23 protein-coding genes are annotated in these 24,787 nt (G+C 55.6%); 8 read left to right on the top strand and 15 right to left on the bottom strand.

The window, feature by feature from the left end:
• Positions 1-44 precede the first annotated feature (44 nt).
• The 4 genes from recF to rimO form a co-directional block, all read right to left on the bottom strand.
• Positions 45-1,163, bottom strand: a complete 1,119-nt coding sequence (gene recF / locus JYE50_RS11985; protein ID WP_084097619.1) for a DNA replication/repair protein RecF — start codon at positions 1,161-1,163, stop codon at positions 45-47.
• A 69-nt stretch (positions 1,164-1,232) separates the two neighbouring features.
• A complete protein-coding gene (gene dnaN, locus JYE50_RS11980; RefSeq protein ID WP_084097617.1) occupies positions 1,233-2,348 on the bottom strand; it encodes a DNA polymerase III subunit beta in 1,116 nt (371 codons plus the stop codon).
• Between the two features lie 350 nt (positions 2,349-2,698).
• Positions 2,699-3,232, bottom strand: coding sequence for a CDP-diacylglycerol--glycerol-3-phosphate 3-phosphatidyltransferase (gene pgsA / locus JYE50_RS11975; RefSeq protein ID WP_084097615.1), 534 nt, complete (start codon positions 3,230-3,232; stop codon positions 2,699-2,701).
• Positions 3,229-4,545, bottom strand: coding sequence for a 30S ribosomal protein S12 methylthiotransferase RimO (gene rimO, locus JYE50_RS11970; RefSeq protein WP_084097613.1), 1,317 nt, complete (start codon positions 4,543-4,545; stop codon positions 3,229-3,231). Before rimO ends, pgsA begins: the two co-directional genes overlap by 4 nt.
• A 144-nt stretch (positions 4,546-4,689) precedes the next feature.
• Between rimO and polA the strand changes: the two genes are divergently transcribed.
• From polA to JYE50_RS11930, 8 genes are all read left to right on the top strand, one after another.
• Complete coding sequence (gene polA, locus JYE50_RS11965; protein WP_084097611.1) at positions 4,690-7,254, top strand: DNA polymerase I; 2,565 nt, start codon at positions 4,690-4,692, stop codon at positions 7,252-7,254.
• Positions 7,255-7,353: 99 nt separating this feature from the next.
• On the top strand, positions 7,354-7,605 hold the full coding sequence (locus tag JYE50_RS11960; protein WP_084097609.1) for a fatty acid kinase subunit FakA-related protein: 252 nt from the start codon (positions 7,354-7,356) through the stop codon (positions 7,603-7,605).
• Positions 7,606-7,768: 163 nt separating this feature from the next.
• Positions 7,769-8,920, top strand: a complete 1,152-nt coding sequence (locus tag JYE50_RS11955) for an ABC transporter substrate-binding protein (protein ID WP_084097607.1) — start codon at positions 7,769-7,771, stop codon at positions 8,918-8,920.
• A 99-nt stretch (positions 8,921-9,019) separates the two neighbouring features.
• Positions 9,020-9,943: a branched-chain amino acid ABC transporter permease gene (locus JYE50_RS11950; protein WP_084097605.1), complete on the top strand. Its 924-nt coding sequence runs from the start codon at positions 9,020-9,022 to the stop codon at positions 9,941-9,943.
• 10 nt (positions 9,944-9,953) lie between these two features.
• Entirely contained in the window at positions 9,954-11,063 is a 1,110-nt protein-coding gene (locus JYE50_RS11945) for a branched-chain amino acid ABC transporter permease (protein ID WP_084097603.1), read from the top strand.
• Positions 11,060-11,917, top strand: a complete 858-nt coding sequence (locus JYE50_RS11940) for an ABC transporter ATP-binding protein (RefSeq protein WP_084097601.1) — start codon at positions 11,060-11,062, stop codon at positions 11,915-11,917. The genes JYE50_RS11945 and JYE50_RS11940 overlap by 4 nt, the downstream gene beginning before the upstream one ends.
• Positions 11,918-11,919: 2 nt before the next feature.
• On the top strand, positions 11,920-12,633 hold the full coding sequence (locus tag JYE50_RS11935; protein WP_084097599.1) for an ABC transporter ATP-binding protein: 714 nt from the start codon (positions 11,920-11,922) through the stop codon (positions 12,631-12,633).
• 93 nt (positions 12,634-12,726) lie between these two features.
• The gene (locus JYE50_RS11930; protein WP_084097597.1) at positions 12,727-13,461 is read left to right on the top strand and encodes a LexA family transcriptional regulator; all 735 of its coding nucleotides are present in this window, start codon (positions 12,727-12,729) and stop codon (positions 13,459-13,461) included.
• Positions 13,462-13,636: 175 nt separating this feature from the next.
• Here JYE50_RS11930 and JYE50_RS11925 read toward each other — a convergent pair whose 3' ends face one another.
• The 11 genes from JYE50_RS11925 to rlmD form a co-directional block, all read right to left on the bottom strand.
• Positions 13,637-14,893, bottom strand: coding sequence for a DUF1015 domain-containing protein (locus tag JYE50_RS11925; RefSeq protein WP_084097595.1), 1,257 nt, complete (start codon positions 14,891-14,893; stop codon positions 13,637-13,639).
• 137 nt (positions 14,894-15,030) lie between these two features.
• A complete protein-coding gene (locus JYE50_RS11920) occupies positions 15,031-16,911 on the bottom strand; it encodes a flavocytochrome c (RefSeq protein ID WP_084097593.1) in 1,881 nt (626 codons plus the stop codon).
• A 102-nt stretch (positions 16,912-17,013) separates the two neighbouring features.
• Complete coding sequence (locus JYE50_RS11915) at positions 17,014-17,340, bottom strand: tautomerase family protein (protein ID WP_084097591.1); 327 nt, start codon at positions 17,338-17,340, stop codon at positions 17,014-17,016.
• Positions 17,279-18,415 carry a histidine phosphatase family protein gene (locus JYE50_RS11910; RefSeq protein WP_084097589.1) on the bottom strand — a complete coding sequence of 379 codons (1,137 nt, stop codon included), beginning with the start codon at positions 18,413-18,415 and terminating at the stop codon, positions 17,279-17,281. Before JYE50_RS11910 ends, JYE50_RS11915 begins: the two co-directional genes overlap by 62 nt.
• Positions 18,416-18,446: 31 nt before the next feature.
• Positions 18,447-19,139 carry a tyrosine-protein phosphatase gene (locus JYE50_RS11905; protein WP_179138460.1) on the bottom strand — a complete coding sequence of 231 codons (693 nt, stop codon included), beginning with the start codon at positions 19,137-19,139 and terminating at the stop codon, positions 18,447-18,449.
• Positions 19,140-19,176: 37 nt separating this feature from the next.
• Entirely contained in the window at positions 19,177-19,722 is a 546-nt protein-coding gene (locus tag JYE50_RS11900) for an NUDIX hydrolase (protein ID WP_084097585.1), read from the bottom strand.
• A 27-nt stretch (positions 19,723-19,749) separates the two neighbouring features.
• On the bottom strand, positions 19,750-20,829 hold the full coding sequence (locus JYE50_RS11895) for a PTS sugar transporter subunit IIC (protein WP_084097584.1): 1,080 nt from the start codon (positions 20,827-20,829) through the stop codon (positions 19,750-19,752).
• Between the two features lie 92 nt (positions 20,830-20,921).
• Positions 20,922-21,473: a nucleoside/nucleotide kinase family protein gene (locus JYE50_RS11890; RefSeq protein ID WP_084097582.1), complete on the bottom strand. Its 552-nt coding sequence runs from the start codon at positions 21,471-21,473 to the stop codon at positions 20,922-20,924.
• A gap of 12 nt (positions 21,474-21,485) precedes the next feature.
• Positions 21,486-22,601 (bottom strand): alkaline phosphatase family protein, encoded by a 1,116-nt coding sequence (locus JYE50_RS11885; RefSeq protein WP_084097580.1) that lies wholly within the window; start codon positions 22,599-22,601, stop codon positions 21,486-21,488.
• A 287-nt stretch (positions 22,602-22,888) separates the two neighbouring features.
• A complete protein-coding gene (locus JYE50_RS11880) occupies positions 22,889-23,266 on the bottom strand; it encodes a DUF952 domain-containing protein (protein ID WP_179138459.1) in 378 nt (125 codons plus the stop codon).
• 31 nt (positions 23,267-23,297) lie between these two features.
• Positions 23,298-24,662, bottom strand: coding sequence for a 23S rRNA (uracil(1939)-C(5))-methyltransferase RlmD (gene rlmD / locus JYE50_RS11875; RefSeq protein ID WP_084097576.1), 1,365 nt, complete (start codon positions 24,660-24,662; stop codon positions 23,298-23,300).
• Positions 24,663-24,787 lie beyond the last annotated feature (125 nt).

The raw sequence follows: 24,787 nt of genomic DNA, 5'->3' as shown, positions 1-24,787 counted from the left end.
TTTCTGAAGGTATTGAATAATCAATATATTGCAGGTAATGAATATTAGTTCTGAATTTGTTCCACACTGGCTTCGCCGTCGCTGGCTCTTACCTGCCATACAGCCTGTACTTTATCACAGTCCACGTCATTCCTGTCGGCGCAGGTGATGAAAGTCTGATAGGAGCTGATCTCCCCGATCAGGCTAGCCCTCCGTTTCCGATCCAGTTCACTCATTACGTCATCCAGTAACAGAACAGGATCCTCACCGCTGAGATCCTTCAGGATTTTCATCTGTGAGAGCTTCATGCTAAGCGCCGCTGTCCGGATCTGTCCCTGACTCGCAAATTGCTTCATCTGGTTTTTGTTCAGTGTCAGGATCAGGTCATCACGGTGCGGTCCGACAGAGGTGAATCCCATCCGGATATCGTCTTCCCTGTTTTCCCTGAACAGGCGGCACAGGATTTCCTCAATATTGGTTTCTTCTTTTACGGAAGAATGATATACCAGTCTGAACACTTCATCAGTATCGGATATTCTCTGATAGGTATCCCGCGCGATATCGGAAAGCATACCGACAATACGTCGTCTTTCCTTTATGATCACCGCCGCAGGTGATGCCATTGTTTCCTCAAAAGCAGACAGAAGCGACATGTTTCCGGTACCCGTTGCACGATAATTCCGGATCATGGCATTCCGCTGTTCCATACCGGTCCTGTATTGCTGCAGGGCAACAAAATACGGCCTGCTGATCTGGCTGATCATCATGTCCAGGTATCTTCTCCGCTGGGAAGGACCTTCCTTGATCAGTCCAAGATCTTCCGGTGAAAAGATCACACAGCACAGGCATCCCATCATATCGGAAAACCTGGCAATCTTTTTATCATCAATCAGGATCGCTTTTTTCTGAACTTCATCAGGATGAAACCTGACATCTATTTTTCTGTGTCCCAGTGAGTTCAGGATTGAAACAGAAGAAAGGGCAAAAGATTCATTGTTTTTAACCACATTGATGTCATTGGTCACACGGTGGGAACGTCCCAGTGAACAATAATGAATTGCCTCAAGCAGGTTTGTTTTTCCGGAACCGTTCCTTCCGAAAAACAAATTGACACCGGGATGCGGACATAGCGTCAGCTCCCGGTAATTCCTGAAGTTCTTCAGTTTCAGTTCTTCTATCTGCATTTCTTCTCAAAAGAGAAAACGGCATGATCCGGTGATCCGGACAGCCGTTTTCTGACAGTATCCTTTATATTACTGGAAAACACGTACCGGCAGAATCAGGTAGAGATAATCATCGCCCTTCTGCGGGACAACAACACAGGGGCTTACACTGGAATTGAACTTCATGCACAGTTCTGTGTCCGGCACATTACGGATCACGTCTGTAATATAACGGGCATTGAAAGCAATATCAATCGGTTCACCGTTCAGCGAAGCTTCCATCTCTTCTTCAACATCGCCCAGTTCAGCATTGGATGAAATCTTCAGCGTGTCATTCCGGAAGCTCATCTTGATCAGATTGTTCTTGCCTTCCCTGGCCATCAGACTGGCACGTTCAATAGCATCCTGGACGCTGTTCTTGTCAGCCAGCGCTTCTGTCTTGAAGTCTGCGGGAAGAATCCGGCGGTAATCGATATACTCGCCAGCCAGCAGCACACTGGACAGACGGATATTTCCGAAACTGCACTGCATCCTGCCCTTATCCACCAGCATGCTGCAGAAAGCATCGTCATCGGGCAGAATCTTGGACAGTTCACTGAGCACCTTACCGGGAATCACGGCACTGACCATGTCAACACCCGCCGGCAGTTCGAAAGGCTGGAAAAGCTTGAACATTGCCAGGCGGAAACCGTCCAGGGCGACCAGTCTCGCCTCGCTGTGATTGACTTCCAGCAGGCTGCCTGTCAGGATCTGGCGGCTTTCATCCGTTGCAATGGCAAAAACCACATGGGAAATCATTTCCTTAAACTTGTTCTGCTGGATCTTCACAACAGAACCTGTTTTCATCGGATTGATTTCAGGATATTCCGCAGGATTCATGACCGCAAGGGAACTGCGGTTCTTCATGCAGCGGATCGTCGCGGACCTGTGATCCTGTTCTGTGATTGTAACAGTTCCCGCAGGCATCTTACGGATCATCTCTGTAAAGATCCTTCCGGGCAGGACCGTCTGACCCTCTTCCTGTACGGAAGCGGCATTCGTGTACTCAATCGTAAGGGATCCGTCAGAGCAGGTCATCAGCACCCTGTTTTCCTCAGCGGAAATCAGGACGCCTTCCAGAATCTGTTTGGCAGGACGGGGGGAAAGCGCTCTCGTAACAATATTGAGTCCTTCGAGCAGGTCCTGGGAATTCATGGATAGGATCATGTCGGTTCAACCTCTTTCGTTTTGAAAACGCGGAATGATCTTATATATATAAGATCAATTCGTTGTAGTAATAGAATCTGTTGATTCTGTGGAAAAGCGGGGTGAGGGCATGTATGCCGTCACTTTCGGTGTGAATAATATGTGATTACATTGGGTGAAAATTAACAGTTTCCTGTAACTATTCCCTATCAGCCTGCCTAAATCCTTCTTTTGGGAAGGAGAAAGGAGAGATTGGAAAAGGGAAACCGTCATTCGCCAGGTTAAAGGAAGGTAAAAACAGGATCATTTATCCACTGTTTTCAGTGAATTCACCGGGCTGTGGAAAAGCCCCTGTGAAAAGGGCCAATCCTTTATTTTTCGGAAATCACAGAGATATTCCGGACAAAATAATCCACACCGGAGATCAGTGTAAGCAGAACGACAATGCCGGCAAGAACCGCCAGCGGCCAGCACTGATAAACCGAAAGGTTCAGGATCAGCATGGCACTGATGAGGATCATCTGGCAGGCGGTTTTCCATTTGCCGAGGGGGCCGGCTGCAATAACCTGTCCTTTGGTGACAGCCACCATCCGCAGTCCGTCCACAGCAAGTTCGCGGCAGAGGATGATGATCACGATCCAGGCAGGCATCATCTGAAGCCGCACCAGCATGATCAGGGTTGTCAGGACAAGGAGCTTATCCGCAACGGGATCAATAAACTTTCCGAAGTCGGTCACCAGGTTTCTTTTACGGGCAATCTTACCGTCAAGAAAGTCTGTCAGGCATCCGATGATGAACAGCGCAGCCGCGATCAGCCGGCAGGTATCGGAAGGAAAATGAAGCAGGGTCACAATAGCGGGAATACAAAGTACCCGCGCCACACTCAGTTTATTGGGAAGATTCACAGCATCTTACCTCGCAAGTCATATTCTTCGGCGGAAAGAATCTGTACCGGGATGAACTGTCCGGGCTGCGGACGGGCATCCCCGCAGGATACATAGATCTCTCCGTCTGTTTCAGGAGCTTCCCGGCAGCTGCGGCCGAGAATGTTTCCTTTTCCGTCTGTATCGGTAACCAGTACCTGTTCCACGGAACCGATCCTGGCCTTGTTTCGTTTCAGGGATATTTTCTGCTGGAGGGTCATCAGGCGGTCCAGCCGCTCCTGTTTGATCTCATCGGGAATCTGATCAGGCATTTTCGCGGCAGGGGTTCCTTCTTCCGGTGAATAGGCAAAGGCGCCGAGCCGGTCAAATTCAGTTTTTTCCACAAAGTCCATCAGTTCACGGAACTGGTCCTCTGTTTCTCCGGGGAAGCCGACGATCAGGGTGGTCCGCAGGGTGAGACCTCTTTCCCGCGCGCCGCGGACACAGCGAAGGATATCTTCCCTTGTACCCCGACGGTGCATACGTTTGAGCATTTCAGCGTTGATATGCTGAACAGGAATATCCAGATAGGGACAGACATTATCCACATCCGCCAGCACGTCCAGCAGGGCATCGTTTGTTTCATCGGGATAGCAGTACAGAACCCTGAGCCAGTCTACACCGTCAATGGCGGCGGCTTTTTTCATCAGATCCGGCAGGGTGGTGTGGGGATGATCTTCCGTACCGTAGCGGGTGGTATCCTGGGCGACCAGGATATGCTCCCGGACACCGGAGCAGGCAAGGGACCGGATTTCCCGGAGAATGGCCTCTTCATTCCGGCTGCGGTATGGTCCGCGGATCATCGGAATGGCACAGAAGGTGCAGCGGTTGGAGCAGCCTTCGCCGATCCGGATATAGGCTGAATAAGACGGGGTAGTCAGCACCCGGTCATGTTCATAGTATCCGTAGTCATCAGAACACAGGCAGGGACGTTCCGCGCCGAGCGCCTTGTTAATGGCGGCAGGCAGTTCCGCATACTGGTTCACCCCGAGCAGTACATCGATCTCGGGAATTTCTTCCATCAGGTCCCCGGAATACCGCTGGCTGAGACAGCCGGTCACGACAAGCACCTTGCAGCGGCCGGATATCTTATACTGGGCCATTTCAAGAATGGTATTGACGGATTCCTCCTTGGCAGGATCAATAAACCCGCAGGTGTTGACCAGCAGGATGTCCGCTTTGGCAGGATCATCCGTCAGCAGGAATCCTTTTTCCTTCAGCAGGCCGAGTGCCGTTTCGGTATCGACCCGGTTTTTGTTGCAGCCCAGGGAGACCGCTCCGACAGTATATGCCATGGGGTATCCTTTCTTCTCATAACCGGTTCTGTATATACAAATGGAAGTATATCATGTTTCCTCCGGTTTGAAAAGGAATGGACAGGAAAGAGCGGCATCCTATATAATGAAGAAACTGAAAGAGAGAGAAACGGAGGGACTTCCTTGAAGGATATCTTCCTGATCGTAGACGGCAACAGCCTGATGCACCGCGCGTTCCACGCCCTGCCTGTGATGGACGCGGACGGCATTTACACCAATGCGGTGTACGGCTTTCTGAGCATGCTTTTAAAAGTCATCAAAGAGGAAAACGTCCAGTACCTGGCGGTCTGTTTTGATGAACACGGACCTACATTCCGCCATACGGTCTACGCGGATTACAAAGCCGGGCGGAAGGAAACACCGCCTGAGCTCCGGCAGCAGTTCGGGACCATCCTGACCCTGCTGGATGATATGGGAATCCGGCGTTTCTCCCTGCAGGGATGGGAAGCGGATGACCTGCTTGGTACACTGAGCCTGAAAGGCGCGGCGGCCGGTGCGGCTCCCCTGCTGCTGACCGGGGACCGGGATGCCCTGCAGCTGGTAGGCGGCGGTACGGAACTGATGTTTACCAGGAAGGGAATCACCGAAACGATCCGCTTTACCCCCTCAAAGATCTATGAGGAGTACGGTTTCACTCCGGAACAGGTTACGGACTGGAAAGGCCTGGCCGGTGATTCCAGCGATAATATCCCCGGTGTTCCCGGTGTCGGCGACAAAACGGCGGTCAAACTGCTGCAGGAATACGGCACCCTGGAAAAGGTGCTGGAAAACGCCGGACAGGTAAAAGGAAAACTGGGCGAAAAGCTGGTCACTTACGCGGACCAGGCCCGTTTCAGCAAGGAACTGGCGACCATCCGCCGGGACGCTCCGGTGGAGTTTACCCTCAGCTCATGCATCCTGCCAGACCTGAAAAAAGGTATTCCGGCACTGGCAAAGCTGAAGCTGAACAGTATTATCCGCCGGCTGGATGACGGGGAGGACAGCGGGGAATCCGCGGCCCGGCCCGGTCCGGCACAGATCACATTTGAACCGGCGGCTTCCCTTGCCACCGCTTCGGAGATCGCTTCATGGCTTGATCAGACAAAGGATGCCGGTCCCCTGTGTGTATACCTTTCGGAAACGGCTGTTTCCCTTGCCCGGGAAGGCGGGAAACGGGCGGAGATCACCCTGGGCGGCGATCTGCTGAATCCGGGACTGGATCCGGCGGAGGTGCTGGGCTGCCTGACGGCGGAGCTGAAGAAGGGCGACGCGGTTGTTCATAACGGCAAGGCGCTTCTGCATATGCTGGACCGCAGCGGACTGGAAACACCGGAAAGCTTCGGCTGGGATACGATGCTGGCGGCTTACCTGCTGAATCCGCAGGAAAAGAGTTACCGGCTTGGTGCCTTGTGTCCGGATCTGCCGGAGGACGCCGGAACGCTCTGTTCCCTGGCTGCCTGGCAGAAAAACCGGGTGGAAGAGGACGGTATGACGCGGCTGATGAAGGAAATCGAACAGCCGCTGAGTTTCGTACTGTTCCGGATGGAACAGGCAGGCTTTACGGTGAACACGGAATTCCTGCGGGACCTGGGCGGAAAATACACGGCGGAGATTGAGGAAAAGCGGGAGCAGGTTATCGCGGCCGCCGGTCATCCCTTTAACCTGAACAGCACGCAGCAGCTCGGGGAAGTCCTTTTTGAGGAAATGAACCTCCCCCACGGCAAAAAGACCTCCAAGGGATATTCCACCTCGGTGGAGGTACTGGAAGGCCTGCGCTTTGACGCGCCGGAGATCATTGAACCGCTGCTGCGCTACCGCCAGCTGACCAAGCTGAACAGTACCTACGTGGAAGGCTTGCTGCGGCTGGTGGACAGCAAGGGACGGGTGCATTCCACCTTTGACCAGACTGCCACCGCCACGGGACGGATTTCTTCCTCGGAACCGAATCTCCAGAACATCCCTGTGCGGACAGAGGAAGGTAAGGAAATCCGGGAAGCTTTCCTGCCCCGGGAGGGCTGGATCCTGCTGGACGCAGACTACAGCCAGATCGAACTGCGGCTCATGGCGCACTTCTCCGGGGATCCCGCGCTGATCGACGCCTTCCGGAAAGGAGAAGATATCCACGCCCGGACAGCGAGCGAGATCTTTGACGTACCGCCGGAATGGGTAACACCGGAACTGCGCAGCCGGGCCAAGGCAGTCAATTTCGGCCTGATCTACGGAATCAGCGGATTCGGCCTGAGCCGCAATACTGGCGTCAGCCGGAAGGAAGCGGCGGCGTTTATTGAAAAATATTTCGCCACCTATCCCGGGGTGAAGCGTTTTATGGACCGGACAGCGGCGGAAGGCGCTGACAGGGGCTATGCCGAAACACTGATGGGTCGGCGGCGGTACCTGCCGGAGCTGCGCTCCCCCAAGGCACCTATCCGGGAATTCGGAAAGCGGGCGGCAATGAATACCCCGGTCCAGGGAACGGCGGCGGATATCATCAAGCTGGCTATGGTCCGGATTGACAAAGCGCTGCGGGAGGCGGGGCTTCAGAGCCGCCTGATCCTGCAGGTACACGACGAACTGCTGCTGGAATGCCCGCCGGAGGAAGCTGAACAGGCCGCGGTCCTGCTGAGGGACGCGATGGAAGACGCGATCAGGCTGGAGGTTCCGCTGGTGGCGGAGGTCCATCAGGGACAGAACTGGGCTTGCGCAAAATAAGCTGAATCCCTTGAAAGAATTGACATTTTAGGGTAAAGATGATACATTGTGTTCCGTTCCGGATGAGTTCCGGGTAAGTAAGGAAGGAGACGCAGGAAAATGCTTGAGTTTAAATTCGATACCCAGCTGCTGATCGAGGGAAAAGACCTGGACGAAGACGCGATCAACGATTATTTCACCAGCCATTTCAAGGGTGACTGCCTGCTGGCTGTCGGCGATGATGAACTGATCAAGATTCATTTCCATACCAATGAACCCTGGCAGGTGCTGGAATACTGCGCCAGCCTTGGTGAGATCTACGACATCGTTGTGGAGAACATGGAACGCCAGGAACAGGGCCTGAAGGGCTGATAAATCAACGGAAAATACCGACGGGATATGAATTTTCATATCCCGTCTTTTTTGTACAGGTATTGTCTTTCCTTTGTACTTAGATTGTTTTTTGGCAGTGCGGTGGGTATACTGAAATAACTTAGACAAGGGTGTCAACTACATACACTAAGGAGGAAGTCCCATGAAGAAATTTGTTGCCCTGTTTTTGGCCGTGATGCTGCTCGTTCCCGCCTTTGCAATGGCGGATAATGTGATCAAAATCGGCGTTTATGAGCCTGCTTCCGGTTCCAACGGTGCCGGCGGCAAGCAGGAAACCCTGGGCGTTCAGTACGCCAACGCGGAAACCCCCACCGTCAAGATCGGTGATGAAGAGTACAAAGTGGAACTGGTGATCGCGGACAACGGTTCCGAAAACGACAAGGCTCCTTCCGCCGCCCAGCAGATCATCTCTGCCGGTGCCAGCGTGGCGCTGGGTTCCTACGGCTCCGGCGTTTCCATTGCCGGTTCCGAATACTTCAAGAATGCGAACATCCCGGTGATCGGCCTGACCTGCACCAACCCGCAGGTGACCGCCGGCAACAGCCACTACTTCCGTGTCTGCTTCCTGGATCCCTTCCAGGGCACGGTTCTGGCGAACTACGCTTTCAACACGCTGGGCGTGAAGACCGCATACTGCCTGGGCGAGCTGGGCAATGACTATGACCAGGGCCTGATCGAGTACTTCAAGCAGGCGTTCGAAGGCCTGGGCGGCGTGGTCTTCAAGGAAGACTTCCCCTCCAAGACCCAGGACTTCAACTCCTACATCAGCAATGCTGTTGCCTATGGTGCTGAAGTGTTCTTCTGCCCCGTGTCCATTGAATACTCCACGCTGATCATCCAGACCGCCAGCGCGCAGGGCCTGGAAATCCCGATCCTGGGCGGTGACACCCTGGACAGCAACAAGGTTGCTGAAGCGGCCACCGGCACCAACATCAAGGTCATCATCACCACCTTCTATCAGGAAGGCGCGAATGCCCAGTTCGACGAAGGCTTCAAGGCCTGGCTGAACGCGAATCCCGAAATGCTGACCAACAACGGCGGCAACGACATGATCGCTGCGGTTTCCGTGATGGGTTATGACGGATACTACATGGCGCTGGCTGCCCTGCAGGCTGCCGGTTCTCCCGACGGTGCCGCTGTGATGGCTGCCCTGCCGACAACCGAGATCGACGGTGTATCCGGACACATCAAGTTCGATGAGACGGGCGACGCGATCCGCACCTCCGCTTTCGTGAAGACCATCAACAACGAGACCGGCGCCTGGGAATTCGTCGCCGAACAGACGGTTGAATAATCCGGGAAACAAATCTGAATGATTTTTCATGCGGCGGAGGCATGCATGCCTCCGCCGCGTTTCGTATGAATGAATACGATGTGATTGGAGTGTCCGAATATGTGGGATACCATTTTCCCCTATCTGCTTTCCGGCGTCTCCGTCGGCGGGCAGTACGCGCTGATCGCCATCGGCTATACGATGGTCTACGGCATCCTGCGCCTGATTAACTTTGCCCACGGCGATGTGTTCATGGTGGCGGGCATCATCATGGTGTATGTGGCCGCGTCCGGACTGCCGCTGTGGCTGTGCATTCCGCTGGTCCTGCTGATTACTGTGGCGGTGGGTTTCCTGATCGAGCGGGCAGCTTACAAGCCCCTGCGTTCCGCGCCGCGGATGTCGGTAATGATCTCCGCTATCGGCGTCAGCTATACCCTGCAGAACCTGGTGCTTTATATTACCGGCGGCCTGAACAAACAGTACCCGACGATTCCTCTGATATCCGAAACCATGCAGATCGGAGCGGCCAAGACCAAGGTGGTTACGGTGGTAACCCCGATCCTTGTGATCGTCCTGGTGGTCGCCCTGGTGCTGCTGATCAATAAAACCAAGATCGGTATGGCCATGCGGGCTGTTTCAAAGGATTTTGAAACCAGCCAGCTGATGGGTATCAAGATCAACAACGTTATTTCCGCCACGTTCATTATCGGTTCTTTCCTGGCGGGCGTTGGCTCGATCCTGTTCTTTACCAACTATCCCACCGTCATCCAGACCTCCGGTGCCATGCCGGGCCTGAAGGCTTTTGTGGCGGCGGTGTTCGGCGGCATCGGCTCCATTCCGGGAGCGGTGATCGGCGCGTTCATCATCGGTATCATGGAGAATATCATCAAGGGCCTGGACGTGATCCTGTTCAAGCTTGGCCTGATCAAGGCCCCGATGGGCCTGGCGACCTTCTCCGATGCCTTCACGTTTGCACTGCTGATCATCATTCTTATTGTGAAGCCGACCGGACTGTTCGGCGAAAAAGTGACGGATAAGGTGTGAGGTGAGCAGAATGAACCAGAAGAAGTCAAAAGCACCGATGATCATCACTTTTGCGCTGGTCCTGGCGATCTATGCCGCGGTCTTTATTGCGGAGCAGACGCTGCCGGCGACTTCCATGCTTTTCACGGTGCTGAAAAAAGGCGCGACCTACGCGCTGGTGGCAGTATCCATGAACCTGCTCAACGGCTTCACGGGAATCTTCTCCCTCGGCCAGGCGGGCTTCATGCTGGTAGGTGCCTATGTTTACGGTATTTTCACCATTCCTGTTGCCCAGAGGGCTTCTGTTTACCAGTACTTTGACGGCGGTATTGTACAGTTTACGGTGCCGGTTGTCATCGCGCTGATCATGGCGGGCCTGGCGGCGGCGTTCTTCGCCTTCCTGATCGGCCTGCCGGTGCTGCGGCTGAAGAGCGACTACCTGGCCATCGCGACACTGGGTTTTGCGGAGATCATCCGCGCCATCTTCCAGTGGAACGGACTGGGCCCGGTGACCAACGGTTCCAACATGCTGCGGGCCTTCCCGAACTTCAACGATTTCAATATCAAAGATGCCCAGGGAAATGTGACGATCTATCTGTCCACGCTGATCCCGTTCATCATTGCGGGCGTGTGTATCGCGCTGATCGTGCTGCTGATCAACTCCAGCTACGGCCGTGCCCTTAAGGCGGTCCGGGATGACGAAGTCGCCGCGGAAGCCATGGGCATCAACCTGGCGCACCATAAGCGGCTGGCTTTCTGCATCTCCTCCTTCTTTGCCGGAGTGGGCGGTGCCATGCTGGCCATGTACCAGACCACGGTGCAGGCGAAATCCTTCACCTCGGCCATGACGTATGAGATCCTGCTGATCGTCGTGATCGGCGGTATCGGCTCGGTATCGGGCAGCGTATTCAGCTCTTTCCTGTTTGTGGCCTGCAGCGAATGGTGGCTGCGTTTCCTGGATGAAAAGCAGATCATCGGCGACTTTGAGGTGCCGCTGCTCAGGACCGGATTCCGGATGGTGGTCTTCTCCGTGATCATCATGATCGTGGTGCTGTTCTTCCGCCGCGGGATCATGGGAGACAAGGAGCTGCCGGATCTGCTCTCCCGTAAGATCAAAACGAAAGGGAGGGCGGCCAAATGAGTGAAGCAGTGAACAACAGCGTCCTGAAAATGGAAAACATCACCATGCAGTTTGGCGGCGTGGTGGCAATCAATAACCTGTCCCTGGAAGTGAACCAGGGCGAGATCGTGGCCCTGATCGGCCCGAACGGCGCCGGCAAGACAACCGCTTTCAACTGCATTACCGGCGTGTATGAACCCACGAACGGCATGGTGTATTTCCATGGAAAGCCCATCGTGGTCAACCATCCCCAGGGCAAGATGATCAAACAGTACGGCGGGATCAACGGCGACCTGTACAAAGATAAGAAACCCGTTGTCCATACGCCGGATAAGATCACACATATGGGTATTGCCCGTACTTTCCAGAACATCCGGCTTTTCAAGAGCCAGACGGCTTTTGAAAACGTGCTCATCGGCACCCATCTGCGCCGCACAAGCAATATGCTGACCGCAACCTTCCGGATCAACGCGAAGGAAGAGAAAGCCAACCGGGAAAAGGCATACCGCCTGCTGGAAATTGTCGGCCTGGCGGATGTGGCGAACGAGCTGGCCACGTCTCTTCCCTACGGTAAACAGCGCCGACTGGAAATTGCCCGTGCGTTGGCTACGGATCCGACGCTGCTGCTGCTGGATGAACCGGCGGCCGGCATGAACCCCCAGGAAACAGACGAGCTGGGTGAGTTCATTGTGGATATCAAGAACCGGTTCAACCTGACAGTCTTTATGATCGAGCACCATATGAACCTGGTCATGGATATCTCGGACCGGATCTATGTGCTGGACTTCGGAAAGCAGATCGCCGAGGGCACCCCGGAAGAGATCCAGAAAAACCCTGTCGTGATCGCGGCTTATCTGGGGGTGGATGAAGAATGAGCATGCTGAAAGTAACGGACCTTGTGGTTTCCTACGGCGGCATTGAAGCCCTGAAAGGGATCTCCTTTGAGGTGGAACAGGGACAGATTGTGACGCTGATCGGCGCCAACGGCGCGGGCAAGAGCACCACCCTCCGGACCATTTCCGGCCTGGTGCCTCCCAAGGACGGACGGATCTACTTTGAAGGCCGGGATATTACCGACCTGAATACCCAGAAGATCGTGGAAATCGGTATTGCCATGGTACCGGAAGGACGGCGGGTTTTTGCCAACCTGACGGTGCTGGAAAACCTGCGGATCGGCGCGTATCTGCGCAAGGACAAGGAAGCCATTGAAGAGGATATCCGCTATGTATATGACCTGTTCCCCCGGCTGAAGGAGCGCTCCTGGCAGCTGGCCGGTACGCTTTCCGGCGGTGAACAGCAGATGCTGGCGGTAGGCCGCGCGGTGATGACAAGGCCGAAGCTGATCATGATGGATGAGCCCAGCCTGGGCTTGGCGCCCCTCGTGGTCAAGGATATCTTCAAGATTATCCAGACCCTTAAGGGCACCGGCATGACAGTGCTCCTGATCGAGCAGAACGCCAACGCCGCCCTGCACGCCTGCGATTATGCCTACGTCATGGAGACGGGCAGGATCACGACCAGCGGTACCGGCGAGGAACTGCTGGCCAGCGAGGCGATCCAGGAAGCCTATCTCGGGAAGACAAGCAAATAAAAAGGCGGGCGGTCCCAGCAGGAACCGCCCTTGCTTTTTGCCCGGCTGACGGCTATACTGGGTGCACTGAATCCAGACAGGAGAGATGAGGATATGAGCAGACTGGGAGACCTGATCCGGACCGAGCGGATCCGGCAGAAACTGACGCCGAAACAGGTGGCGAGAAAGTGCGGTGTCAGCGAGAGCTATCTCCTGGCAGTGGAGGCGGGCACACGGATCATCGCGGATGACCAGGCGCGGCGGATCCTGAAGAGCATCGGCCTGAAGCAGCAGAATGAAGCAGAGTTTACACTGGACGATATCGCGGCCACCGTAGACCTGGTGCAGGTACAGCCGAAGATGGCCGCGGCGGTGCAGGCGAAGAAGCCTGTGAGGAAAGAAGCGGAGCTGGCGGCTTCCACGGAGGACGAGGAAGGCGTGGCCGGAAGCGTCTGGCTGGACGCGCTGCAGAGCGTGCTGAAGCGGGTACCGGTGATGAACGCGGTGATGAAGCCGGTGAGCTACCAGCTGGTACCGGTGGAAAACGGCCGGATCGAAGGAGCCAATCCGGATAAGGTGTTCTTCTATCTCGCACCGGATGACAGTATGCGCGGGTTCCGGATCCATAAAGGCGACATTGTACTGACAGTGCCGGCGAACAGCCCGGTGGACGGGGCGGTTATGCTCATGACTTACAATGAGCACCGGTACCTGCGCAAGATCAAGCTCCTGGATGACCGGAACGTGCTGCTCCAGTCCTATGACCGGCAGTATGAGGCGGAAACCGTGCCGATCAATGAGATCGGGTTTATCGCACGGTGCGTCAAGGTGACATTTGAACTGACATAAAACAAAAGGCTTCGGCAATGCCGAAGCCTTATTGTTTCAGTCATCCCGAGCGAAGTCGAGGGATCTTGTACTAATTCAGAATTCAGAATTCAGAATTCAGAATTATATATGGTAAGGCCAAAACAAATAATCATTATGCATTATGCATTATGCATTGAGAATCTGAAATGATATTTCAGATTCTCTTCGCTTCCATATAGAACCGCTTTTCGTCCGCTTCGCCCATGGAGAAGGTTTTCCGGGGCAGCACGCCGAGCTTTTCCACATCTTTGAAGAAAGTATGCTTATCGATTTCCGGCAGCAGGAAGCCGACGGTTTCCGGTTTGGCGGCCAGAGTCCGCAGGGAACCTTCCCCGTGGATGAAGTCGATTCCGGCTTCCGGATGCCTGGACAGGAAATCGTCCAGGAACTTCTGGATGGTTTCGCAGGGGATCGCGCCTTCGGGGTTCAGCACGGAAACCGTTTCTTCCCCGTCAGCGGAAACAACGGTAAACCGGTGGTCGGAGCCTTCAGCGGCCAGGGTCATTCCCTTTGCTTCGGCATAGGCCTTCCAGTCCGCCATCACCGCGGCGCGGGTGGTGCCGGTCACGATGCGGTAGATCGGCTCAAACAGGAGGGCCTCGTCATGGATGTTGACGATCTCACACAGGGCAAAGCGGGCAGGATGGTTTTCACGTTCCGCCTCGGACAGTCCTTCACGGATCTCATTCCAGTAGGCCTTGGCGGTGGCGAGGCTGTGGTTGCCGTCACCCACGGCCAGGAGCAGCGGATGCTCTCCTTTTGTATCCATCAGCGCGTTCAGGCTGCGGTCCACCTGTTCCAGCAGGGCATCGCCTTCCACGGCCCAGCCGGCGAGGTGTCCGCCGTTCATCATCAGGTCAAAATCATAGACCTTCCGCAGGGAGGCTTTCGCGGCCTGCAGGGGCTCCAGGACGGTACGGTCCGGATCGTCGATCAGGATCATGATATGGGTCAGTTCAACAGGCGCGCCGCGGCGGATCTTCAGCCGCGGAGGCAGGCGGTCGGTGATCGTCTGCTCGGTCGGGCGGATCAGTGGCAGGGACCCCTTCTCGAAGGAATACTGCTCCAGGTCCACGGCGCAGACCAGGCCCAGGCGGGAACCGGAGGCAATGGTGCGCTCACACAGGATGAAACCGGGGTCCACAGCGGGAGCCAGGAGGCCTTTGGCCAGGTAGTCCGCCATGGTGCGGTGGATCTGCGGGATCAGGGTATCACTGTTTTTCAGGTTATATTCCGGCAGGATCAGCCGGATGGCGGAAGGAGCGTCTCCCGCGACAGCAAAGGCCTTTTCCCAGTATTCCGGTTCGGAGGTGTACTGGTCACAGGCAATGCAGGCCCAGGTTTCCGGTTTGACGCCGGGAGCCGGGAGGAGGATCTGCGCGGGACGGATTCCGATTCGTTCAAAGGACATGGTCTTCTTCCTTTCAGGTCAGAATGTTATCAGACAGACCGTATTATACTGTAACGGATTATACCACAGATGCTTTTACTTTGTTTTCATTTAAAAAGCGGCTGCCTGCCGGCAGCCGCAAGACTCGTCTGTAAGGATTATTTGATGGAATCCGCCGCAGTCTGGCCGGCGATACGGCCAAAGACAACGAAGTCAGCCACGGCATTGCCGCCCAGGCGGTTTCCGCCGTGGACACCGCCGGTCACTTCACCCGCGGCAAAGAGGCCGGGGATGATCTGGCCTTCGGTGTTCAGCACATGGGTCTGGGTATCGATCTTCAGACCGCCCATGGTGTGGTGGATACCGGCAGTCACCTTAACCGCGTAGAAAGGCGCGGTATCCAGCGGCTGGGCGAAGCTGGTGCGGCCGAAGTCGGGATCGTTCTTTTCAGCCACATAGCTGTTCCACTTATCCATGGTTGCGGCAAAGGTGTCAGCAGGGATGCCGAGTTCGGCAGCCAGCGCTTCACAGGTATCGCCCTGCAGCATCAGGCCGCGGGAGATATAGCCCTGGATGACGGAGGAAGCGTCCACCATCTTCTGGTCGACCACCAGCCAGCTGAAGGAATCAGGCTGGGCGATCTCAGCGGCGGAGACCACGTCACGGGTACCGACTTCGTCGATGAAGCGTTCGCCGTTGGCGTTCACCAGGATCGCACCGTCGCCGCGCAGGCCTTCGGTGATGAGGGAAGCGGTATCAGCCTGTACGGTGGGATGGATCTGGATCTGCTCCATGTCCACGGTGGCAGCGCCGATCTCGGTGGCCATCAGGATGCCCTGGCCCTGGATGCCGGCAGCGTTGGTGGTCATGAAACCGGCCAGTTCAGGCTTGTACTGCACAACCATGTCCAGGTTCGCACCGAAACCGCCGGTCGCCAGGATGACGGCCTTTGCGTTCACGGTGATCTTGTTACCGGCCTTGCCCTGGGCTTCCACGCCGCACACAGCGCCGTTTTCATCCGTCAGGAGTTTGGTGGCGGTCACATCGGTCAGCAGCGCCAGGTTGTCCCGGCTCTGGCAGGCAGCCTCCAGCAGCGGCACGGTGTAGGCGCCGACGGAAACGGTCTTGCCTTCAGCATTGACAGGGCGGTGAATACGTTTCACGGAGGCACCGCCGAAGGCAGCCACGTTGTTCAGGTGGATGCCGATGGAATCGAGGTAGTCAATGGCAGCGGCGCTGTTATTGACCAGCGTGCTGACCAGCTCCGGATCGTTCAGTCCTTTGCCGCCGATCAGGGTATCCAGGGCAAAGAGCTCGGTGGAGTCAAAATAGCCTTCGGGATTGGCCTGCCAGGCTTCCCACTGTTCCTTTACGGTGGCGGCCAGGGCAGTGATCGCCTCGTTGTCCGCATAGGCTTCGGCGGCCTTCAGGGTCTTTTCAATGCCGGCAGCCTCGTCAAAGGTGTTGTTGTCCTGGTAGGTCGTCTTGGCAGCGTTCATACCGCCGGTGGATTTGACAGAGTTACCGCCGACAGCGGGCTGGCTTTCAAGCACCAGCACGTTCTTTCCGGCGTCGGAAGCGGTCAGGGCGGCGGTCATGCCGGCGCCGCCGGCACCGATGATCACGATATCGGAATCAATGACCACGTCCAGGGCTTCTTCCGTTTCCATCTCGCGCATGAAGTCATCCGGGTTCACACCGGCGTTTTCCAGCGCCTGGCGCATGGCGGCAATGACCGCTTCCCGGGTGATGCCGGCGAAAGTGGCGCCGGTATAGGTGTCAACGATGCCGTTGTACTCGATGAAGGCATTGGGCCACTCATCAATGATCTTTTTGCCGATGCCTTCGGTCTCACCATCGCCGGTGATGGTAACATCCTTGATGTTATCACCATCCAGGGTGACGGTTACGGTAATGTCTCCGCCGAAACCCTGAACCGTAGCGGTTCCGGTGACGGCAGTGGTGGTTTCAGCCATGACAGACGCGCAGCCCAAAATCATGGCCAGCGCGGTCAGCAGGGCCAGCAGCCTTTTTTTCATGAAGTTTTCCTCCTTGTCCGCAGACAGTTCCTATATAGTTGATACCATATATGAATTATACAGCTCTAACAGGGAGGGGTCAAGGATGTGCGGAGTGAATTGTCAGTCACAGGTATAGCCGGGCTTCACATACAGTTCCTGACCGGCGGGAGTGATCCTGGAATCCCATACTTTTTCTTTCCAGTCTTCCTCGGCTACCTCATGGATCGTCACGGAAACGCTGGACAGGTTACAGCCCAGGGTGGCGGCGATATCTTCCGCGATTTTTTTGGCACATTTCTGCTTTACTTCCTCAGTTCTTCCGGGAAAGCAGTTGATTTCAACATGCGGCATGGTGGTTTTCCTCCTTTTTATTGAATAATGGCTTTTATTGGGGAATATCTTTTTCAACGTGGTCCAGCTCTTTGATACCGGACAGCCGGTCTCCATCGAAAGACAGTTCCGTGATGTACGGCATCCAGCTGACGATCCGGAGAAAGTCCTGCAGGCCGAAGTCCGGGTTATAGAAATTCAGGATGGTACTGAGCGCGGTTCCGTGGGTGCCGATGACAACTGTCCGGCCGGCATAATTCCGCAGGACATCCCGCAGGGCTTCCATATTCCTGTCCTGCACGGAACGGAGGCTTTCGCCGTTTTCTTCCGCCCAGGAGAAGTCTGTCCAGCGCTTTGCCAGGGAGTCGGAGCTGAAATCCCCGCACTTCCGTTCGCGGAAACGTTCATCCGTCAGGATTTCCATTCCCCGAAGCTCCGCGGCGGGCCGGATGGTTTCCATGCTCCTTCTGTAGGGGCTGCTCAGGAAAGCGTCAATCTTCCGGTCTTTCAGGGCTTCCGCCACGATTTTCCTGTCTTCCATGCCCGCCTCTGAAAGCGGCCGGTTCCGGTCATCGTTTCCGTATACCGCCTGCGCGTGCCGTACAAAGATCACCGCAGTGTGACAAGGGGACGGTTCTCCTGACACATTTTTCTCCGCCGCCCCGGAGCCGGTTTTGTAATATCCCCTGTAAAACACGGAATCATTTGGTTTCAGCGGGATCAGCACGGCATTGATGATGTCTGAGGACGCAATGATCGCGTTGCTCCAGGCAATATACAGGAGATAAGGCCGGAGGGCTCCGGTATCCGGCAGCAGAAGAACCGCCGGCACAACGGTCAGCGTGAAAAGGGGCAGGGTCATGAACAGGAAAAACCGGCCTTTGGACATTCTGGCATGAGGCTGCATCCAGAAAAAGAGCCCGGAATGGGAAAGGTAAATATCCCCGATCCGGTAAACAACCAGCATATGCAGTGACTCATGCACCAGGAAAACCAGCACAAAAACCGGCAGCCGGAGCAGGCTGTGGATTGCTTTCACCGCACCGGTAGCGAAGAACAGGACAGTCAGCAGCGCCATCAGTCCATAGGCGAAAAACATATAGTGATTCCGGAACCAGTCATTCCGGATGAAGGGTTTGTACTCGCTGTGGTCTATGTCGGCCTGCGGCTGTGTTTTAACCCAGTAAATCATAGGCTATTCCTTTCTCCTGCCCCCCCCGGAGTCAGACATCCAGCAGGCGGGCAAGGAGTTTTTGTTTTGTTTCCTCTGATAGTCCGATACAGGCAAAGTAGCCGTCAACACTCCCGAAGCGCTCCCGGAACAGATCCATGAAATCCCGGATAAAGGATTCCCTTGGAATGACGATATTCATATCCAGGTCCGGGCGGCGTTTCCGGAGAAGTTCAAACCGCTCCCGGTTGCATTCCTTGGTCAGCATGTAGTCGGCGGTGATCTCCTCATCGCTGACGCCGCAAAGCATCAGCAGGATGGCGGTGACAACGCCGGTCCGGTCCTTGCCGGCAGCGCAGTTGTACATTACGCCGGTATCGGCGTCCGCGATGGCTTTGAGGATCCGGGGCATGTTTTCCGAACAGGCGATGTTCATATAGCTTCCGGGAACAGCCTCAACGGATTCCGGGATCGTATCTCCTTCTATGATTGGATAATTCAGGAAAGTAAAGCCTTCCAGCGATCGAAAGAAGCTTGGCTTGGTGAGGTTGTCCTCCTCAGTCCGCATGTCAATGATGGTGGTGATCCCTTTGGAGCGCAGAAGGGCAATGTCCTCCGGATCGGGGTTTTCCTGGCGATCGCTCCGCCAGATCCGGTCCGGGACGGTAACCCGGCCGCCGGCTGCCGGATGGCCGCCCAGGTCCCTTGTGTTTCGTGTGGTCTTCAGGAGGCTTACGGCTTTCATATTCGATCCTTTCATGTGACGGGAGATGATCCTGCTGTTACCGCCGGTAAAATTCCAGGGCAAACAGGATGGCCAGCATGGAGACGCCGTCCCTGGTTTCATTTTTCCGGAGAAGTTCCCTGACTTTTTCCACGGGCATCCACACTTTGGACGCCACTTCATCCGTGTCCCCGATACTGCCTTCGGAACCGACACGGGCTGCAAACACGTGACACAGGCAGTCGGACATGCCGTTCGCCGGATTCTGGGAGCAGAGGAAGGTCAGGTCCTTCAGGGTGCAGCCGGTCTCTTCCATGGCTTCCCTTCGGGCGGCTTCTTCCCGGCTTTCGCCCTCTTCGATCTTGCCGGCGGGGATTTCCCATTCCAGCCTGCCGACAGTATACCGTTTTTCGCGGATCATCAGGATCTCGTTCTTTTCATTGAAGATAACGATGCTGACGGCTTCTCTGGGATAATGTACCTGGTGGTACTTTTCAATGATATATCCGCTGGGAAGCCTGACCTTATCCGCGTAAAGGCATACATAGTCACTTTCGTAGATGACGGTTCTGTCCAGTCTTTCCGGAAGGGTGTTCTGGTCCATATCCCTGTCCTTTCAGTGTGGTTTTTATCAGATCTTCAGGTCTCCGTCCTTGACCCAGCCGGCCTTCTGGACGAAGGAATGAATGATCAGCGACAGCACCGCGGGAAGCACGAAGCAGATCAGGACAAGACCCAGCCAGTCCATCCCGGTGATGGCTTCCTTTGCGCCGGCGGCGATGTCATTGAGCCAGCCGGTATAGACGCCCAGAGGACCGACCAGTCCGCAGGTGCCCATGCCGGAGGAGATGGGGGCACCGTTCATTTCCATCCGGAACACGCAGGTGGCGATGGGACCGGTAATGGCGGAAGCAAGGGTGGGAGCGATCCACACCCGGGGATTCTTGATGATGTTGCCCATCTGGAGCATGGAGGTGCCGAGTCCCTGGGAAACCAGGCCGCCGACTTTGTTTTCCCGGAAGGAGATCACAGCGAAGCCCACCATCTGCGCGCAGCAGCCGGCCACGGCAGCGCCGCCGGCAAGTCCGGTCAGCAGCAGGGCCGCGCAGATCGCCGCGGAGGAGATGGGGAGGGTCAGGGCCACGCCCACAATGACGGATACCAGGATGCCCATCAGGAAGGGCTGGAGTTCAGTTGCCCATTTGATAACGTCTCCGATGTACATGGCGGCTTTTCCCAGCGCGGGAGCGATCCACCAGGACAGGAGCACACCGATGGCAATGGTCACAAGGGGAGTCACCAGGATATCAACCTTGGTTTCCTTGGATACAGCCTTGCCGAATTCAGCCGCGATGATGGCGATGAAAAGCACGGCCAGCGGACCGCCTGCTCCGCCGAGCGTATCAGCCGCAAAGCCGACAGTCGTCATGGAGAAGAGGACCAGCGGAGGACATTTCAGCGCATAGCCGATGGCGATAGCCATGGCGGCCCCGCTCATGGCCTGGGGCAGGCTGGCAATGGTGAAGACTCTTGTACCGATCGTTGCCACGGTCTGATTCAGGAAGTCGATATGCAGCTGCTGGGCAAAGGTGTTGAGGATCGTGCCGATCAGCAGGGAGCAGAACAGGCCCTGCGCCATGGCACCCAGCGCGTCAATTCCGTAGCGCTTCAGGGAGATTTCAATGTTTTTCCTCTTTAAAAACTCTTTCATCGTTCCTCCGGGCACATCCTTGGTGCCTAAAACATATTTCAAGGAGTGATTATACCTTTTTTTGCCCGCAGTTCCAGTATTTTTATCGTTTGTCAGAGGGCGAATTTGTCTTTGATCAACCGTGCAGCTTCCTGCGGTTCCATGCGGGTATTGTCGATCCGGATATAGTTTTCAAAGGGAATCTCGCCCTCCCGGCTCACAAGGCGGTAGCGGGAATCCTCCCGCAGGAGCCTTTCCTGTGATACAGCGAGGTCCCGTTTGGATGCCTTGTTTCTCAGACGGTTCTCTGTCCGGTTTCTTTCCAGGCGCACCGCCTGGTCGGCGATAAGTTCCACATAATACACATTTCCGCCGGTTGCTTCGAACCGCTCTGCCACAGAACGGATATAATCCCAGTCTTCCTGCATATCAAAAGCCCACATATAGGTAAAAATCATCCCCCGGTACTTTGTCTTCAGGAATTCCTCAAAGATCACCTCCCGGAGCCGGCCGACAACCGGGCCGCAGTAATCCCCGAAAACCTCTATGACGGGTTCGATCATCATATGATTATGGAAGAGACGGAAATCAGTAATCTTCATCAGTTCCTGGCCTACGGTCATTTTACCGACAGCGCCGCTGCCGATCAGCACGATCAGGTCCATCTGTTTTCCTCCTTATTTACTCCTGTCAAACAGGATGAGCGGAATCAGCATTTCATCCTCCGTTACGCTGCCGTGGGTGGATAACCACCGGTGGTCTTCCGGCTCATTTTTGAAATAGATGGTCAGGTTGTCCAGGGCAAGGGCGAGATAATCTCCCAGCATTCCCCGGAACTCCTGATGGGGTTTCCCGGTTCCGAGAAGCTTCCGCGCGAGGACTTCCTCCATAGGAAGCAGCAGGAACTTATCGCCGAACAGCCGGTTGAACTCTTTTTCAAAAAACGCTTTTCTGCCATCTTTCACAAACAGGTTGAGAACGCGCGGCTCCAGGGAGGGCAGGCGAACAAGGCAGTCAAGGAGTTCCGGATAGTCCTGCAGCATGACGTGGTCCGTGTCGATGTGCCCGTGGTCAGCGGTAACGATGACCAGGGTATCTTCCAGGTCACCGGCCAGCTTTTCGACAGCGGTTTCCATTTCCCGGATTGCCTCATGAACAGGATCAGCGGCACAGCCGAGCCTGTGCATCAGCCCGTCCGGCTGGTTCCAGTAGGCATAGATATATTGTTTGCCGGGCTTCCGGCAATACGCCCTGATCGTGTCGCAAAGCGCGCTGAAATCTGCCGGATACGGTTCCGTGAAGGGGGAAAGCATGGCGGCACGGATGCCGGCGCTGTTCAGCCGGTCAAAGACGCTGACATAGGGGGTGACGGTTCTCGGTACGTTATAATCGGCGGCCTGGATATCGATCCCCTGGATCGTGCTGAAGAAAACGGTCACGTTCTGGTCCACCCGGGGATAATAGCATTCCCAGCCCAGCCAGCTGTGCTCACAGGGCTGCAGTCCGGACATGACCGAGGTGGTTGCGGCAACCGTGGTGGAAAGGAACACAGACTGATAGATACCGGCCAGGCGGGAACGAAAAGCCCCGTCCTTATCCAGGTGTTTTTCCAGGATGCTTTTACCCATGCCGTCCAGCAGGATGACAACGATATTCCGGTAATCCTTTTCCAGATACCGGTCAAGCAGCGGAAGAGTGTCTCCGGCGGGAGTGACGCCGAATTTCCGGAGAATGGAGTTGGGCAGGTTCGCGATGCAGTTTTTGTAGTCAGGCCATACCAGTTTCTGATTCATGGGGTTTCCTCCTTCCGATATGGAAAAAGGCCGTTCATCCTGCAAGGATGAGCGGCCTTTTATCAGCATAATGATAAACTGGCGGGGTTTACTCTTCCCTGCGGGTCATAAAAGAATATACGCGATCAGAATCGTGCGTGTAATCCATACGCATGACCATATCTCGTACATAAGACTTTCTGACGGTGCAGGTGTTCATGAGCAAACTCCTTTCCCTGTAAATTGTGCAAAGTATAACGCCGGGGGAACAGGTTGTCAACGAAAAGGATAAACTTCAGGAAACAGGATCATTCGCCGTGGTATTCCCGTTCAAATCCGTTGACCGCGTAAGGTTTCAGTTCCTCATTCGGGATCCATACCCGGTCAGCACTCCACAGATGGGGGAATACGGCGATGACGGCCTCTTTGTTCAGCAGACCGTAGATGTGGGGAAAATCAAGCCCGCCGCCGTCCTCCCAGCGGATCTCCGGTTCGGTCTTGTCCGTGTCGATCACCAGGATCACTTTCTCATCGGTATCGTTCCTGAAATTCGGAGCCACAAGGTAATAGGTGTCCAGGTCGGAGCAATGGATGAAACCGCACCTTTCCACGCTTCTTCTTCCGTAGAAACCGGTGCGGATCTCTTTTTCGTATTCTTCCTTATTGGCAACATGAATGATGTACATATGTTTTCCTCTTATTGATGAAGCAGTTATGTCAGGAATCCCTGGACAGGAGGCAGACGGTCTCAACGCCGGAGGTCCAGCAGAACATATCCACCGGCTGGACTTTGCGGACGAGGTATCCTTCATCCCGCAGGAGACCGGCGTCCCGGGCCAGGGTGGCGGGATTGCAGGAAACATAGACGATCCGGTCCGGCCCCGCCTGTGCCATGGCGTGAATGACTGCCGGATCCAGTCCCTTCCGGGGCGGATCCACACAGATCACGTCCGGCCGGAGGCCGCCTGCCACCATCTGCGGCAGCAGCTCTTCCGCTTTTCCGGCCCGGAAGGAGACGTTGCTGATCCCGTTCAGGACCGCGTTCCGCTTCGCGTTTTCCACGGCAGCTTCCACGATTTCGATACCGATGGCTTCCCGGCAGTGCCGGGCCATGGTCAGGGTAATAGTGCCGGCACCGCAGTAGACATCACAGAGGAGATCCGCCGGCTTCAGCTGCGCGAAATCCACCGCTGTCTGGTAAAGCTTTTCCGTCTGGACAGGATTCACCTGGAAAAAGGAAGCGGGAGACAGCTCAAACTGCAGGTCAAAGAGGGTTCCGGTGAAGGTTTCCCTTCCATATATAAGATGGAACCGGTCTGAAAGGATCACATTGGTGGCGGCACGGTTCTCATTCAGCCAGAGACTGACAGTACCCAGCTTCACAAGGGCATCGGTCAGTTCCTGCTGATGGGGCAGGGTGCTGCCGTTGGCCGCGACCGTGACCATGCTCTCCCCCTTCCGGTTTACGCGGATCACCAGGTGGCGGATCAGTCCCCTGCGGGTTTCTTCGTGATAGGGTTCCACATGGAACTGTTTCATCCAGCCCAGGAAGGCCTCGGCCAGGTCATTGGCGGGCGGCATGGCGTTCGGGCAGGTTTCCGCGGGAATGACCGCGTGGCTCCGTGGCGCGTAAAAGCCAAGCACCGGTTGTTCGGCGGTTCCGCCGGCGGGCAGGGAAGTCTTGTTCCGGTAGCCGTAAGGGGAATCCATTCCGAGAACCGGCGGGACTTCCGTCTCAATACCGGCAATACGGCGAAAACAGTCTTCCACCTGCTGCCGCTTGGCAGCCAGGGTGGCTTCATAACTCATATGGCGGCCTGTACATCCGCCGCAGCGGGGATAGGAAGCACAATCCGGAGTCCGCCGATCCGGGGAAACGGGATCGGGTTTTGATTCCATCCGGCCGAAGGCGTAGCGTTTTTCAGCTTTTACGATTTTGATACCGGCGCCTTCACCGGGCAGCAGGCCTGGAACGAACACGGGCATACCTTCATGGATGCAGATACCCTCCAGGTCCGCGCCCAGACGGTCCGCGGTCATGGGAAAGCATTCGTTCTTTTTCATCCTGTTCGTTCCTTTCATTTTGATTTCTTCCTATTATAACAGGGGTTATCTGAAGTGTCCACCAAATATAGAAGGGGAAACCGGGTGTTCACCACAAGATATGGAGACGTCCGAAACCCCTTGAGAATGCAGGAAAAGAAAGA

Origin of the sequence: Aristaeella lactis (assembly GCF_018118585.1) — a bacterium.
In the GTDB taxonomy this organism is placed as follows: domain Bacteria; phylum Bacillota; class Clostridia; order Christensenellales; family Aristaeellaceae; genus Aristaeella; species Aristaeella lactis.
This window is presented reverse-complemented; position numbering and strand designations above follow the sequence as displayed.